This is a genomic window from Streptomyces canus (genome assembly GCF_030816965.1).
Lineage (GTDB): Bacteria > Actinomycetota > Actinomycetes > Streptomycetales > Streptomycetaceae > Streptomyces > Streptomyces canus_E.
In genome coordinates this window covers 6,145,023-6,159,374 of the sequence record NZ_JAUSYQ010000002.1, presented here as the reverse complement: position 1 = coordinate 6,159,374, position 14,352 = coordinate 6,145,023, and the positions used below count along the sequence as shown (strand labels likewise).

General features: G+C 67.7%; 14 protein-coding genes. 5 read left to right on the top strand and 9 right to left on the bottom strand.

The annotated features are described in order from the left end of the window. The first annotated feature begins 4 nt into the window (after positions 1-4). The 5 genes from QF027_RS29425 to QF027_RS29405 all read left to right on the top strand — a co-directional run bounded on the left by QF027_RS29425 (position 5) and on the right by QF027_RS29405 (position 7,546). Entirely contained in the window at positions 5-1,342 is a 1,338-nt protein-coding gene (locus QF027_RS29425) for a glycosyl hydrolase (protein WP_307078073.1), read from the top strand. Positions 1,343-1,636: 294 nt separating this feature from the next. Next, positions 1,637-3,088: a glycosyltransferase family 2 protein gene (locus QF027_RS29420; protein ID WP_306977519.1), complete on the top strand. Its 1,452-nt coding sequence runs from the start codon at positions 1,637-1,639 to the stop codon at positions 3,086-3,088. A gap of 22 nt (positions 3,089-3,110) precedes the next feature. After that, positions 3,111-4,355, top strand: coding sequence for a glycoside hydrolase family 113 (locus tag QF027_RS29415; RefSeq protein WP_306977521.1), 1,245 nt, complete (start codon positions 3,111-3,113; stop codon positions 4,353-4,355). Positions 4,356-4,370: 15 nt separating this feature from the next. Continuing rightward, the gene (locus QF027_RS29410; RefSeq protein ID WP_307078070.1) at positions 4,371-5,471 is read left to right on the top strand and encodes a nucleotidyltransferase family protein; all 1,101 of its coding nucleotides are present in this window, start codon (positions 4,371-4,373) and stop codon (positions 5,469-5,471) included. 38 nt (positions 5,472-5,509) lie between these two features. Then, complete coding sequence (locus tag QF027_RS29405; RefSeq protein ID WP_307078068.1) at positions 5,510-7,546, top strand: acyltransferase family protein; 2,037 nt, start codon at positions 5,510-5,512, stop codon at positions 7,544-7,546. Here QF027_RS29405 and truA read toward each other — a convergent pair. From truA to map, 9 genes are all read right to left on the bottom strand, one after another. Then, positions 7,512-8,393 carry a tRNA pseudouridine(38-40) synthase TruA gene (gene truA, locus QF027_RS29400; protein WP_306977528.1) on the bottom strand — a complete coding sequence of 294 codons (882 nt, stop codon included), beginning with the start codon at positions 8,391-8,393 and terminating at the stop codon, positions 7,512-7,514. The genes QF027_RS29405 and truA overlap by 35 nt on opposite strands. A 74-nt stretch (positions 8,394-8,467) precedes the next feature. Beyond that, on the bottom strand, positions 8,468-9,889 hold the full coding sequence (locus QF027_RS29395; protein ID WP_307078066.1) for a hypothetical protein: 1,422 nt from the start codon (positions 9,887-9,889) through the stop codon (positions 8,468-8,470). Positions 9,890-10,040: 151 nt separating this feature from the next. Next, on the bottom strand, positions 10,041-10,562 hold the full coding sequence (rplQ, locus tag QF027_RS29390; protein ID WP_306977533.1) for a 50S ribosomal protein L17: 522 nt from the start codon (positions 10,560-10,562) through the stop codon (positions 10,041-10,043). A gap of 84 nt (positions 10,563-10,646) precedes the next feature. Continuing rightward, a complete protein-coding gene (locus QF027_RS29385; RefSeq protein WP_003966937.1) occupies positions 10,647-11,669 on the bottom strand; it encodes a DNA-directed RNA polymerase subunit alpha in 1,023 nt (340 codons plus the stop codon). 244 nt (positions 11,670-11,913) lie between these two features. Next, positions 11,914-12,318 (bottom strand): 30S ribosomal protein S11, encoded by a 405-nt coding sequence (rpsK, locus tag QF027_RS29380; protein WP_003956432.1) that lies wholly within the window; start codon positions 12,316-12,318, stop codon positions 11,914-11,916. A 69-nt stretch (positions 12,319-12,387) separates the two neighbouring features. Then, positions 12,388-12,768, bottom strand: a complete 381-nt coding sequence (gene rpsM, locus QF027_RS29375) for a 30S ribosomal protein S13 (RefSeq protein ID WP_306977535.1) — start codon at positions 12,766-12,768, stop codon at positions 12,388-12,390. 184 nt (positions 12,769-12,952) lie between these two features. Next, entirely contained in the window at positions 12,953-13,066 is a 114-nt protein-coding gene (gene rpmJ, locus QF027_RS29370) for a 50S ribosomal protein L36 (RefSeq protein ID WP_003998809.1), read from the bottom strand. 59 nt (positions 13,067-13,125) lie between these two features. Further along, the gene (infA, locus tag QF027_RS29365; RefSeq protein WP_003948620.1) at positions 13,126-13,347 is read right to left on the bottom strand and encodes a translation initiation factor IF-1; all 222 of its coding nucleotides are present in this window, start codon (positions 13,345-13,347) and stop codon (positions 13,126-13,128) included. Positions 13,348-13,501: 154 nt separating this feature from the next. Beyond that, on the bottom strand, positions 13,502-14,338 hold the full coding sequence (map, locus tag QF027_RS29360) for a type I methionyl aminopeptidase (protein ID WP_307078064.1): 837 nt from the start codon (positions 14,336-14,338) through the stop codon (positions 13,502-13,504). Between the last annotated feature and the right edge of the window lie 14 nt (positions 14,339-14,352).

Genomic DNA, 14,352 nt, shown 5'->3' with positions numbered 1-14,352 from the left:
GGACATGCGAGGGCGGGTCAGAGTCATAGGGGCAGCGGCAGGGGCGGCGCTGCTGGCCCCGCTGGGAGTGTGGGCCTGGTCCGAGCACAGCGCGCAGGGGCCCCGGCTCGTCCCCACCGACCTGCACGAGCGGGACCCCGAGGCGACCCCCGCGGCCCGCCGGGTCTACGCGATGCTGGCAGGCCTGGAGAACGACGCGCGCCGGGGACGCCCGTCCCGCACGGTGCTCGGCCAGCACGTGGAGCTGCACAACGAGCGGTACAACAAGGCCTACGGCGATTTCCGGGGCCCCAAGCAGCCCGGCTACTACTACCGCAAGGCCCGGGACATCACCGGGAAGCTGCCCGGCTTCGTGGAGTTGGACCTCGGGCCCGGCTACGGGCAACCGGGCTGGGCGGTGGGGACGGCCCGCTCGTACTCCAAGGCCTGGCCGGCCTGCCGCCCCTACTGGGGGTACGTCGAGGACGCCGTGGACCTCGCTGTCGGGGTGTGGGCGGGGCTGCCCCGGGCGGCCGACGGCTCGTACCGCCCCTCGGGCACACACACGGAGTGCGCGACCGGCACCGAGGTCTCCCTCCCGCACAACGGGGGCGCACCCGCGGGCATGGTCGGCTTCTCCTTCCACCAGCCCTACCCCGGCAGCCCGGTCAAGGGCTACGCGCAGACCCTGCACCGGAACTCCCCCGGCGCGAAGGACCGCGGCTGGTTCGGCCGGGTGGTCACCGAGGGCACCACCGAACACCGGGCCCTGCTGCGGGACCTGGCCTTCCTCGCGGACCACCTCGGCTACCTCGCCGACCGCGGGGTGCCGGTGCTGCTGCGGCCGTACCACGAGATGAACACCGCGCCGGGCCACGGTTTCTGGTGGGCGGGGCAGGACCCGGCCGCGTTCCACAAGCTGTGGCGGCTGACGTACGACCACCTCGTGAACCGTCGTGGTCTGCACAACCTGATCTTCGTCTGGTCGCCCAACTCCTGGAACGGCCCCTACGGCCGCGACCCCCAGCCGTACTACCCGGGCGGCGATTACGTCGACGTCGTCGGAGTCGACGACTACAGCGACACCCCGGCCGAGCCCTTCGGCGAGGGCGCCTGGACCGAGGTCTGGTACCGCGGTCTGGAGGGATACCGCAGGCCGCGCATCGTCGCCGAGTCCTTCCACGTGCCGCTCAACGCGGCCCAGCCGAAGACACTGACCCGGACACCATGGGTGCTGTGGACGGTGTGGGGCCAGGCGCTGACGTACGACAACATCTCGGAACCGCGCAGGAAGAACACCGCGGCCGACGTTAAACACACGTATGGGTCACCGAGGGTGATAACCGGCGGACACCACGTGTAGATCAACGATCTTGAGCGGAAATCACCACACAAGACGTCACTTGGTTAACTTTTGAACACATCCTTCTCACAAGCGTTTCCAGTTTCACGCATATGTGTAAGGATCTGTGTTCTGTTCGGTCAGTCTTCGGGCGCCTGGGGGGGCATCTGAGCGCGACTGTCCGAAAGCGCCAAAGAAGGCGTTGAGGGGGATGGACTCGGAACCACACCATTCGTCACGGTGTGTCAAAAGGCCGTGACACAGATCCGTCGTGCCTCAACGCGCCGCCGATCTCACGGGAGTTCCGCAGTCGCCATGGCATCGACAGTTGTCGACGGGGGTGTGCCGCATTCGCGGCACAATCAGAAACTCGCGAAACGCACCGCGGCGTGGAAGCCGGGAATCCTCCCCTTCCTGCTGCCCTTCATCCTGTTGGTCGTCTTCGGACTGTGGAGCTACCGCCCCAGTTCGTCCGTGCTGAGCTGGGCACTTTCCGTCGTCTGGACGCTTCCGGTGGTCGGCGTCCTGGTCGGCATCCAGGGTGCTCTGCTGATCCGCCGCCGGGTCCGCAGGAGCGACCGGATGATCCCTCCGGCACCGGCCGAGGAGGATTTCCTGATCGTCCTCTGCCCGACCATCGGGCGGAACGACACCTACCCGGCGCTGGAGCGCTCGATCCTCTCGTACGTCGAGCACCTGCCCGAGTGGTTCCCGTACCTGCGCGTCGACATTCTCACCGAGGAGGGCTGCGAGGCCGCGGCGGACATCGACCGGCTGGCCGACTCGCACCCGCTGATCCGGGTGATCACCGTGCCCAAGGACTACGTCCCGGCCAACGGCACCCGCTTCAAGGCCCGCGCCAACCACTACGCCCACGAGCTGCGCATCGAGGAGGGCGAGGCCCTCGACTACGTCTGGGTGCTGCACATGGACGACGACACCGGTGTCGGGCCCGACACGGCGTCCTCGCTCGCCCAGTTCATCAATCGCCAGCGCCGCGCCCACCCCGACGAGGCCAAGCACATGGCCCAGGGGATCCTCACCTACCCCCGCGAGAACGCGGTCAACATGTTCACGTGGCTCGCCGACGCGGTGCGCCCCGCCGACGACATCGCCCGCTTCCGCGCCCTGACCGGCATGGGCACCCCGGCCGCCGGCGTGCACGGCGAGCTGCTGGTACTGCGCGCGTCCATCGAGGCGACCATCGGCTGGGACTTCGGCCCCAAGGAGATCGTCGAGGACGCCCGTCTCGCCCTGACGTTCTGCCGCAAGTACCCGGGCAGGAGCGACTGGTTCAACGGGCGCTGCTACGGCGCCTCCCCCGCCACCGCGTCCGACTTCATCAAGCAGCGCGACCGGTGGGCCTGGGGTCTGGTGGCCCTCTGCTTCAACAAGGCCGTGCCCTGGCGCTACCGCTGGTTCCTGTCGATCTGCGTGACCACCTGGATCCTCGGCCCGCTCCAGCACATCGGTGCCGTGCTGCTCATCGGCTGGCTCTTCAACGACATGAACACCTCGCCGGTGACCCAGTCCATCACCATCCTGTGGGCCTTCAACTTCGCCTACGTCATCTGGACCTACTGGGAGGGTCTGCGACTGAACGCGCTCGCGTCGCTCAGCGGCCGGCGCAAGTGGTGGGAGCCGATCGTGGTGGTCGTGTGCATCCCCGTCTTCTCGGTGCTGGAGGGTGTCGGTGGCTTCAAGGGCTTCCTGAGATTCATCCGGCGCGAGGAGAACAAGTTCGTCGTGATCGCCAAGCCCGCCTGACCGCCCGGAAGACAGCTGACTCATGCGCTCACGACTGCCCCTGCTCGCGATCTTCCCTGTGACCGTTCTCAGCCTCGTGCTGGGCGCCCCGTTCGTCCTCGGCAACCACCCGGTTCGCTGGGAGGCGGGTTCGGCCCTGCCCAAGGTCGTCATCGGTGGCTCGGAGACCTCTGCCACCCCGTCCGGGAAGAAGTCGGAATCTTCTCCGTCCGATTCCCCTTCCTCCTCTTCCTCCCCGTCTTCCTCCACCAACGCCCTCCAGGTCGCCAAGCCCTGGAAGAAGGGCATGCCGCAGTGGGGCGTTCAGCTCTACTGGGAGGAGGAGACGAAGAAACGATCCGACACGTTCATCGAGAACCAGGCCCGCAAGCATGCGAAGTACCTCATCGGGCTGGGCGCGAACTCGGTGTCGCTCTCATTCCCCTACTTCATCGGGGGCCGCACATCCGACGAACTGTCGGCCGGGCCCAAGACCCCGTCCCCCGAGCGCCTCGAACAGGTGCTGAAGGTCTTCAAGGACGCCGGGTTCCGCACCACGCTCCGCCCGATCCTGGACGAGGGCAACCTGAAGCAGAACAACGGCTGGCGCGGCAACATCGAGCCCGCCTCACGCTCGGCCTGGTTCGCCTCGTACACGAAGCTCCTCAAGCCGTACCTCAAGGCTGCCGAGGCGACGAAGACGAACACCTTCGTGATCGGCACCGAGCTCAACTCGCTGGAGGGCGACCCCGGCTGGGACACCCTGGTCGCCTCCGCCGAGAAGACCTTCCCGGGCGAGGTCTCCTACGACGCGAACTGGGACAACTACGTCACCGGCCGCATCGACATGCCGGTCAACCACCTGGGCGTCGACGCCTACTTCCCGGTCAAGGTGCCGGACACGGCCCCGGTCTCCGACCTGGTCGAGGGCTGGAACACCTGGCTGGACAAGAAGGCCACCGGCCCGCTCCCGAACATCCTCGTCTCCGAGACCGGCATCGGTGCCATGAAGGGCGCCTACCACGCGCCGGGTGACTTCTACGCCCGCCGTGCCCTCAACCCGAAGGTGCAGGCCAACTGGTACAAGGCGGTCTGCGAGGTCGTCCAGGACCGGAAGATGCAGGGCATCTACTGGTGGTCGCTCTGGTTCGACGACGACCCCAACACCAAGCCCGACGACAAGGTTGCCTCCCGGCTCGACTTCGCCGGACGCCCTCTCTCCGAAAAGGCGATCAAGTCCTGTTTCACCTCTGACTACGCAGGACCCGGGACCGACACCGCAAGCTGACGAGCGGAGGCAGTCATGCAGGAAGCCATCATTCTGGTGGGCGGCAAGGGAACCCGCCTGCGCCCCCTGACCAACCACACCCCGAAGCCGTTGCTCGGCGTCGCGGGCTCCTCCTTCATCCGGCACCAGATCGCCAAGCTGATGGACGCGGGCGTCGGGCACGTGGTCTTCGCGACCTCGTACCTCGCCAGCCTCTTCGAGGAGGAGTTCAAGGACTTCTCCCAGGACCTGGTGATCTCCTACGCCGTCGAGGAGGTGCCGCTCGGCACCGGCGGGGCGATCCGCAACGCGGCCCGTCTCCTGCACGGCACCTCGCCGGACGCGCCGGTGCTGATTCTCAACGGCGACATCCTCTCCGGCGTCGATCTGCCCACCCTCCTGGAGCGCCATGAGGAGCGGGCCGCGGACGTGACCCTGCACCTCACCCGCGTCCCCGACCCACGCGCCTTCGGTCTGGTCCCCACCGACGGGTCCGGCCGGGTGCTCTCCTTCCTCGAGAAGCCGAAGACGCCGGAGGAGTGCGTCACCGACCAGATCAACGCCGGCTGCTACGTCTTCCGCCGCTCGGTCCTCGACGCCATACCGGCCGACCGCGAGGTCTCGGTCGAGCAGGAGACGTTCCCGCAGCTCGTCGCCGCGGGACGCCGGGTGTACGGCCACACGACCGAGGAGTACTGGCGTGACCTCGGCACCCCGCTCGCCTTCGTCCACGGCTCCGCCGACCTGGTCACCGGCCGCGCGACCTCGTCCCTGGTGGGTCCGCCGTCCGAGGCCCTGATCCACCCCACCGCTGTCGTCGACCCGACCTCCCGCGTCACGGGCGGCTCGACCATCGGCCCGCACGCCGTGATCGGCCCGCACGTGGTCGTCGACCGCTCCATCATCGGAGCCGGTGTCGTCGTGGCCGAGGACGCCCGGATCCATGAGTCGGTGGTGGACCACGACTCCTCGATCGGCAGGGCCTCGCTCCTGCGTGAAGTGGTCGTGGGATGCCACGCACACATCGGCGCGGACAACGAACTGCCCGCCCAGCTGCGGCTGTCGTGCGGCATCCGCATTCCCGCCCAAGGGGTACGCGTCAGCGGTACGGCTGCCGCCTGCCCGACGGTCCACTGAAGTCGTCTGCCTGCCAGCGTGCTCGACCGGAGAGTTCCTTGACAACCGACACCCACACCCGCCGTCTCGCACCGGCCGCGCCGACAGAGCGTCTTCGTAAGTACCGGCCGGATATCCAGGGCCTGCGTGCCGTGGCCATCATGATGGTCGTCAGCATGCACTGCGGCATCCTGGACATCCACGGCGGCGTGGACGTCAGCTTCGTGCTGAGCGGCTTCCTCATCGGCGGCCAGCTCTTTGCCGAGATCGACAAGACCGGCAAGGTCTCTCTGACCAAGTTCTGGGCGCGCCGGTTCCGGCGGCTTGCGCCGGCGATGGCCGTCACCATCATCGGCACAGCCGTCCTGGCCTGGCTGTACGCCAGTCCTCTCCGATTCCGCGGGTACGTGGAGGACGGTCTGGCCTCCTCGCTGAGCGTCATGAACTGGCGCCTCGTCGAGACCGGCACGGACTACTTCGCCGATGACGGCAGCCAGTCCCCGTACCAGCACTTCTGGTCGTTGGGCATCGAGGAGCAGTTCTACGTCATCGCCCCGATCGCACTCGTCGTCACGGCCTGGCTCAGCCGCCTCGTCTTCCGCAACCGCTTGCTGGTGGTGCTGTTCCTCATGGCTGTGATCGGCGGGTCGTCCTATCTGGGCTACACGCAGACCTCCGAGAACCAGCCCCTCGCCTATTTCAGCACCCACACACGCATCTGGGAGATCACCGTCGGCGTACTTCTCGCCGTCAGCGGACCGCTTCTCTCCCGGATGAACACCGGTTTCGCCGCGGTGCTCTCCTGGCTGGGACTCGGCACCACCCTCGTCACCGCGCTCCTGATCTCGGCCGAGACTCCGCTGCCCGGGTACGCGGTGGCCGGACCGGTGCTGGGCGCCGGCATGATCATCGCCGGCGGCTGTGCCGCGCCTCGTCTCGGTGCGGAACGGCTCCTGGACAATCCGGTCTTCAACTTCATCGGAAACGTCAGTTACGGCTGGTACCTCTGGCACTGGCCCCTGCTGATCCTCTGGCCGTACCTGGTGTCGTGGGAGGTCACGTACTCGGACCGGTTCCGCGTCGCCGTCGCCTCGTTCCTCCTGGCCGTCGCCATGCACTACGCCGTCGAACGCCGGTTCAGGAACAACGTGCAGCTCGTGGCACGCCCCTGGAAGGGCATCCTGGCCGGCGGTGTGGCCACCGCATGCGCGGCTGGTGCCATGGCCCTGGCCATGACCGTCCCGCTGAACCTGGCGACATCCACCTCCACCGCTGTCGCCGTCGGATACACCGACGAGACCTCGGTCGAGGCGGCAGCACTCCGGACGAAGCTCTCCGCAACGGTGCAGGGGGCCCTGCCCAAGACCGCGGACAACTACGCCAGGCACGGATGTATCGACAACACCGAAGTCGCGGAGTTCAAGATGCGGGACTTCTGCGTCATCGGCGACCCGGAAGGGAAGAAGACGATCGTCCTCATGGGCGACTCCCACGCCTGGCAATGGAACGATGCCTTCCACGAGATCGGGAAGAGTCTCGGGGTCAGGGTTGTGACCATGGCGAAGGGCGGCTGCTCGCCCCAGGAGTACCGCGTCATCAACGACGAGCTGAACCGCGAGTACACCGAGTGCGACAGCTGGCGGGAATCAGTCTTCAAGGAACTCGGGCAGCTCAAGCCCGATGTCATCGTCGTCGCCGACCGGACGCGCCGCGAGGCGACGAGGAAGGGCGCCGAAGCCACGTTCAAGGTCCTCAAGGCGACCGGCGCCGAACTTGTCTACATGACGGACACGCCCCAGCCTGGCCAGAACGTGCCCGACTGTCTCGCCACCCACGTCGACGACATCTCCTCCTGCAACAGGAAGCAGTACGAGGCACTCGAGTACACCGGCTTCCGGACCATGGAGCGGGAGGTGGCCGAGGAGTACGGCGCCTCGATCCTCGACACGGTGCCCGCGTTCTGCACGAAGGACGTCTGCCCGAGCGTGATCGGCGACCAGGTCGTCTACTTCGACTCGAGCCACATCACGTCGAGCTACTCGAAGACCCTGGAGCCCTTCATCAAGCCGACTCTGGAAGAGGCCCTGGCCGACTGACCCCGTGCACCGCGCCGCGTACCCGGCGGGCCTGAAGCTGCCTCTCGGCCAGCTGACCGTCCGCCGGGTACGCGACCTCCTCCAACGTCAGCCCGTGCGGCCGTACGACATGCACCGCACTGTCCCGCACCCGCGCGTCGAGGACCTTGCGGGGCCACTCCACTCCCCGGTGCCCGTCCCCCACGAACAACAGGGCACCCACCATCGACCGCACCTGGTTGTGGCAGAAGGCATCGGCCCGGACCTCGATCTCGACGACCCCGTCCGCCCGCCGCCGCACCCCGAAGTCGAGGATCTCGCGGATCGTCGTCGCTCCCTCACGCCTCTTCGCGTACGCCGCGAAGTCGTGCTCCCCGACGAGGGACTTGGCGGCGGCGTCCATGACCGCGACGTCCAACTCCCAGTCGTGCCACAGCACATGGTTGCGCAGCAGCGGATCCACACCACCGGGCCGGTCCCCCACCCGGTAGATGTACCGCCGCCACAGAGCGGCGAAGCGCGCATTGAACCCCGCCGGCGCCTCGGTGAGCCTCCACACCCGCACATCCTTCGGCAACCGCCCCGCCAGCCGCTTCAGCAGCTTCTCCCGATGCTCCTCCCACAGCCCCTCGGGCAGATCCACATGCGCCACCTGCCCTCGCGCATGCACCCCGGCGTCCGTCCGCCCGGCCACGGTCAGTTCGTACGTCACGTCCTTCGACCGCGTCACCGTCCGCAGCGCATCCTCGATCTCCCCCTGCACGGTCCGCCGTCCCCTGGCCTGCTTGGCCCATCCGGAGAACTCGGTTCCGTCGTAGGAGAGGTCGAGGCGGACACGGACGTAACCGGGCTGTACTTCGTCGCTCACCCCTGGATCCTCTCAGGAACGCGAGACGGGCCCGCCCCGAGGGGCGGACCCGCTGTGCCGGACGTGCAGGACGATCAGTGCCAGCCCCTGGGGTTCAGCACGATCTCGCCGGCGTCGTTCGCCGGATTGCCCTCGTTCGGCATCGTGTACGCGAAGAACGCCCGGCCGGTGGCGTTCCTGATCACCTCGTCGACGCGGAGACCGAAGGTGAAGGTGCGGGAGGCGTCCTCCAGGATCGGTGTGTCGATGGAGCAGAGGTAGTCGCCCTCGGCGCCCTCCCAGTCGGCGGGCCGGCAGGCCCCGGGAGCCGTGGTGGCCGTGGTCCCCGGAGGAAGGTCCACCCAGAAGGAGATCGGCTCGCCGCCGGAGCGGAGCAGGGCCAGCCAGGCGGGACCGTGGTTGGCGAAACCGACGTCCACCGACACCGTCTGCCCCTTGCGGGCCCGCAGCCGCTCACCGGTCAGGTCGAGGTCGAAGGTGTTCTTCGTCGGGAAGTCCATCTCCGCGTACTGCGTGTAGCCCGCCGGATCGGCGTCCGGCAGCCGCACCAGCCCCAGCTCCGGCCCGGTACCCGGCTGGTAGTCGCCCTCGGCCAGCAGGTCCGCCACCCGGTCGGCGGGCACCGCGCTGAAGGTGTAGGACATCGAGTCGTAGAGCGCGAAGGCGGCCGTCCCGATCGGGAAGGGGGCACTCAGCCCGTACGCCGCCCCTGCGGCGAACTCGCTGTCGAAGACACACAGCGCCGTGGACCACCCGCGCAGATCGTCGGGGTCACGTGGGTCGTACCAGCAGTTGCCGAAGGTGCTGGGGAAGGAGAGGCCCCGGGTGCCGGAGACCCGCAGCACGACGCCCTTGCCACCCAGACCGCCCTGGTTGCGGAAGCTCAGCGGTGCCTGGAAGGTGTCGCCGGCCCGGAAGCCCTCCGGCTCGCCCAGCTGCTTCATCCGCAGCTCGGGGCCGCCGACCAGCACGTCCACCGTGTGCCCGGTGAAGGCCAGGCCCTCGCCCGCGGCGGTGACGGAGATGGTGCCGAAGTCGCCCGCGGCGCTCTCGTCGGTCGCGTCGAGACGGATGCCACCGAGGTCGTTGTAGTCCTGTCCGGCGTAGATCTCGTAGTCACTGCAGGTCGCGACCAGCCCGTCGACGGAGCAGCCCCGCCACCCTCCGAGGCGGGAGAAGTCGACAGCAGCGACACCGGCCAGGGAGCTCGCGTCCACGGTGACCGTGTAGTCGCCCTGGTGGATCGGATGGATGACTCCGTTCTCGTCCGGTACCGGCTCGCCGGGCGCCCGGAGTCCGAGTTCGATCTGCGGCTCGCCCGGCTCACCGGGTTCGCCGGACTCCGGCTGCAGCGAGAGGTTCACGCTGTCGGGTCCGACGACGGACACCGGCAGTGGTTCCTCCTGGGCGGCGGCCGGAACGGCGAGCGCCGTAGCGGCCAGCGCGGCCAGCGCGAAGGCGGAGATGGTGCGCCGCACAGCGGCGAGAGACGTCATGGGACCCCCGTAAGTCAGACATCTGGCGCGCCCCCGGATAGGCGACGCGTATGCATGACCTATGAGCCAGCTGTGAGGTTGCCCTCTCTCACCCCGCACAACGCAAACGGGCCCGCCCCGAAAGGGGCAGGCCCGTCACAACGCGGAAGCGTCAGGCGTCCTTCGACTCCTCGGCCGGAGCCTCGGCGGCGTCCTCAGCCTCGTCGGCCTTGGTCGTGTCGACCTTGGTCTCCTCGGCAGCCGGAGCAGCCTCGGCGTCCTTGGCGGCACGCTTGGTGGCGGCCTCGGCCTCACCAGTCGCAGCCTGCGCGACCGTCAGCGCCTCGACCAGCTCGATGACAGCCATGGGCGCGTTGTCGCCACGGCGGTTACCGATCTTGGTGATGCGGGTGTAGCCACCGGGGCGGTTCTCGTAGCGCGGGCCGATCTCGGTGAAGAGCGTGTGGACGACGCTCTTGTCCGTGATCACCTGGAGCACCTGACGGCGGTTGTGAAGGTCGCCCTTCTTGCCCTTGGTGATCAGACGCTCGGCGTACGGACGCAGCTTGCGCGCCTTCGCCTCGGTGGTGGTGATACGGCCGTGCTCGAAGAGGCTCTTCGCGAGGTTCGCGAGGAGCAGCTTCTCGTGCGCGGCGCTGCCGCCCAGACGGGCACCCTTGGTGGGCTTCGGCATGTCTTTCTCCTTGGTATCTGCCCCGGCCGTATCAGGTACCGGGGTCAGGAACCCGGCGAGCGGATGCTCACCGGCAACAACCGATCAGTACTGCTCGGTCTCCACGAAACCCGCGTCCGCGTCGTCGTCGGCGCCGAAGGCGTCGGCGGCGGCGGTCGGGTCGAATCCGGGCGGGCTGTCCTTGAGGGCCAGGCCCATGCCGGCCAGCTTCGCCTTGACCTCGTCGATGGACTTCGCACCGAAGTTGCGGATGTCCAGGAGGTCGGCCTCGGAGCGGGCGACGAGCTCACCCACGGAGTGGATGCCCTCACGCTTGAGGCAGTTGTACGACCGAACGGTGAGCTCGAGCTCCTCGATCGGCAGGGCGAGATCAGCGGCAAGGGCGGCGTCCGTGGGGGACGGGCCCATGTCGATGCCCTCGGCGTCGATGTTGAGCTCGCGGGCCAGACCGAACAGCTCGACCAGGGTCTTACCGGCCGACGCCATGGCGTCACGCGGACGCATGGCCTGCTTGGTCTCGACGTCGACGATCAGCTTGTCGAAGTCGGTGCGCTGCTCGACACGGGTCGCCTCGACCTTGTACGTGACCTTCAGCACGGGGCTGTAGATGGAGTCGACCGGGATACGGCCGATCTCCTGGCCCACCTGCTTGTTCTGCACGGCGGAGACGTAACCGCGGCCGCGCTCGACCGTGAGCTCCATCTCCAGCTTGCCCTTGCCGTTGAGCGTGGCGAGGACGAGGTCGGGGTTGTGCACCTCGACACCGGCCGGGGGCGCGATGTCGGCGGCGGTGACCAGACCCGGGCCCTGCTTGCGCAGGTACATCACGACCGGCTCGTCGTGCTCCGAGGAGACGACCAGCTGCTTGATGTTGAGGATCAGGTCGGTGACGTCCTCCTTGACGCCCGGCACGGTGGTGAACTCGTGCAGAACGCCGTCGATGCGGATGCTGGTGACAGCAGCGCCGGGGATCGACGAGAGGAGGGTGCGACGGAGGGAGTTGCCGAGGGTGTAGCCGAAGCCCGGCTCCAGCGGCTCGATCACGAACCGGGAGCGGAATTCGTCGACGACCTCTTCGGTCAGTGACGGACGCTGAGCGATCAGCATGTGTGGATCAGATCCTTCTTTCGTGGACGCCCGCTATTTGACGCCCGACGGACCCGCACCGGCGAAAGCGCGGGGTACTGCAAGGGTACGGGCGGCACCGCCCCGAAGAGCCGTACCGCCCGCAACCTCAAGACAACCTGGCCTCAGACGCGGCGGCGCTTGGGCGGACGGCAGCCGTACTGCACCATGTGGGGGACGACCCCCACACCCCCAGCGGACAGCCGAGCCGCCCTGAGCCAGTGCGTCAGACGCGACGACGCTTCGGCGGACGGCAGCCGTTGTGCGGAGTGGGCGTGACGTCCTGGATCGAGCCGACCTCGAGGCCGGTGGCCTGGAGGGAGCGGATCGCGGTCTCACGGCCGGAGCCGGGACCCTTGACGAACACGTCCACCTTGCGCATGCCGTGCTCCTGCGCGCGGCGGGCGGCCGACTCGGCGGCCATCTGCGCGGCGAAGGGGGTGGACTTGCGCGAGCCCTTGAAGCCGACGTGGCCGGCGGAGGCCCAGGAGATCACGTTGCCCGAGGGGTCCGTGATCGAGACGATCGTGTTGTTGAACGTGCTCTTGATGTGCGCGTGGCCGTGAGCGACGTTCTTCTTTTCCTTGCGGCGCACCTTCTTGGCAGCGCCCTGACGACCCTTGGGGGGCATCTACTTCTCCTACGGGGAGGTGGTCGGTCCTACAGCGAAGACCGCTGATGAAGCGTTGTCCGCTGAGGACTACTTCTTGCCCGGCTTCTTCTTGCCGGCGATGGCGCGACGCGGGCCCTTGCGGGTACGAGCGTTCGTGCTGGTGCGCTGACCGCGGACGGGCAGGCCACGACGGTGGCGAATACCCTGGTAGCAGCCGATCTCGATCTTACGGCGGATGTCGCCCTGGATCTCGCGACGGAGGTCACCCTCGGTCTTGATGTTGTTGTCGACGTACTCACGAATCGCGACGAGCTGCTCCTCGGAGAGGTCGCGAACGCGAGTGTTCGGGTCGATGCCGGTCTCGGCCAGCGTCAGCTGGGACAGAGTGCGGCCGATACCGAACACGTAGGTCAGGGCGACCTCCACGCGCTTTTCGCGCGGGATGTCAACACCGGAAACGCGTGCCATTCAATGGCTCCTGGTGATCTTCGGAGGTCTTCCACAGAACCGGCTCCCAGCCGCCGTACCAGGTACGAACTGGGTCCCCGGCCTCCGAACCGGGGGTGTCAGACGAAGCACGTCTGGGCTCTGCGTATGAACTGTTCAACTTGCGTCGCGTGAAACTCTGCGAGAGCAGAGGGTCGGTCGTGCGTCAGCCCTGGCGCTGCTTGTGGCGCGGGTTCTCGCAAATGACCATGACCCGACCGTGACGGCGGATCACCCTGCACTTGTCGCAGATCTTCTTGACGCTCGGCTTGACCTTCATGGGATTGAGGTTCTCCGGGTCAGTGCCACCACCCCGCCGCAGCGGGATGCGGGCAAGATCTACTTGTACCGGTAGACGATCCGGCCACGCGTCAGGTCGTACGGAGACAGCTCCACCACGACCCGGTCGTCAGGGAGGATACGGATGTAGTGCATACGCATCTTTCCACTGATGTGAGCCAGGACCTGGTGGCCGTTCTGGAGCTCGACCTTGAACATGGCGTTCGGAAGAGACTCGACGACAGTGCCCTCGATCTCGATGGCACCTTGCTTCTTGGCCACGCTTCGCCCTTCGAATCGACTACCTTGATCGACTCCCCTGCCTTTCCCCTGAGGGGCGCATGCGGACATGCGAGTGCACGAGAGCCGACGAGTCAGTCTACGTCAGGCCACTCCGAAACACGAATCGAGGAAGGATGCCCGGGAACATAGATCGTTAAGCGAGCGGGTCGGGAGCGGCCGTGACCCCGTGCTCCGCCAGCTTCGCCCTGCCCCCGTCGGGAGCCGTGAGAACCAGCGGCCCCTCGTCCGTCAGCGCCACCGAGTGCTCCCAGTGGGACGACCACGTGCCGTCCGTCGTGATGACCGTCCAGTCGTCCGACAGGACCTCCGTCTTCGGCGTGCCCAGGGAGACCATCGGCTCGATGGCGAGGCAAAAGCCGGGGACCAGCTTGGGGCCCTTGCCGCGGCGGCGGTCGACGTAGTTGAGGAGGTGCGGGTCCATGTGCATCTCGGTGCCGATGCCGTGGCCGCCGTAGTCCTCGATGATGCCGTAGCGGCCGCCGCCGGGCTTGGGCTGGCGGCGGATGTACGTCTCGATGGCCCGGGAGACGTCCACGAGCCGGTTGCCCAGCTTCATCGCCGCGATGCCGGCCCACATCGACTCCTCGGTCACCCGGGAGAGTTCGATCAGCTCCGGGGCGTGCCCCGAGCCCACGAAGGCCGTGTAGGCCGCGTCGCCGTGCCAGCCGTCGATGATCGCGCCGCAGTCGATGGAGATGATGTCGCCGTCCTTGAGGACGACCTCGTCGGACGGGATGCCGTGGACGACGACCTCGTTCACGGAGGTGCAGATCGTCGCCGGGAAACCGCCGTACCCCAGGAAGTTCGGCTTCGCGTCGTGCTCCGCGAGCACCTTGCGCGCGACCTGGTCGAGATCCTTGGTCGTGGCCCCGGGCACCGCGGCCTCTCGGGTCGCCGCGTGGATGGCGGCGACGACCAGTCCCGCCTCGCGCATCTTGGCGATCTGCTCGGGGGTCTTGATCTGCACCATGCGGCGGTGGCCTT

What these genes read in the sequence shown, in the direction of transcription:
- QF027_RS29415 (WP_306977521.1), top strand. Translation starts at nt 3,111, where the DNA reads ATGCGCTCACGACTGCCCCTGCTCGCGATCTTCCCTGTGACCGTTCTC.
- QF027_RS29395 (WP_307078066.1), bottom strand. Translation starts at nt 9,889, where the DNA reads ATGACGTCTCTCGCCGCTGTGCGGCGCACCATCTCCGCCTTCGCGCTG.
- QF027_RS29420 (WP_306977519.1), top strand. Translation starts at nt 1,637, where the DNA reads ATGGCATCGACAGTTGTCGACGGGGGTGTGCCGCATTCGCGGCACAAT.
- rpsK (WP_003956432.1), bottom strand. Translation starts at nt 12,318, where the DNA reads ATGCCCCCCAAGGGTCGTCAGGGCGCTGCCAAGAAGGTGCGCCGCAAG.
- QF027_RS29410 (WP_307078070.1), top strand. Translation starts at nt 4,371, where the DNA reads ATGCAGGAAGCCATCATTCTGGTGGGCGGCAAGGGAACCCGCCTGCGC.
- rpsM (WP_306977535.1), bottom strand. Translation starts at nt 12,768, where the DNA reads ATGGCACGCGTTTCCGGTGTTGACATCCCGCGCGAAAAGCGCGTGGAG.
- QF027_RS29425 (WP_307078073.1), top strand. Translation starts at nt 5, where the DNA reads ATGCGAGGGCGGGTCAGAGTCATAGGGGCAGCGGCAGGGGCGGCGCTG.
- QF027_RS29385 (WP_003966937.1), bottom strand. Translation starts at nt 11,669, where the DNA reads ATGCTGATCGCTCAGCGTCCGTCACTGACCGAAGAGGTCGTCGACGAA.
- rplQ (WP_306977533.1), bottom strand. Translation starts at nt 10,562, where the DNA reads ATGCCGAAGCCCACCAAGGGTGCCCGTCTGGGCGGCAGCGCCGCGCAC.
- map (WP_307078064.1), bottom strand. Translation starts at nt 14,338, where the DNA reads ATGGTGCAGATCAAGACCCCCGAGCAGATCGCCAAGATGCGCGAGGCG.
- rpmJ (WP_003998809.1), bottom strand. Translation starts at nt 13,066, where the DNA reads ATGAAGGTCAAGCCGAGCGTCAAGAAGATCTGCGACAAGTGCAGGGTG.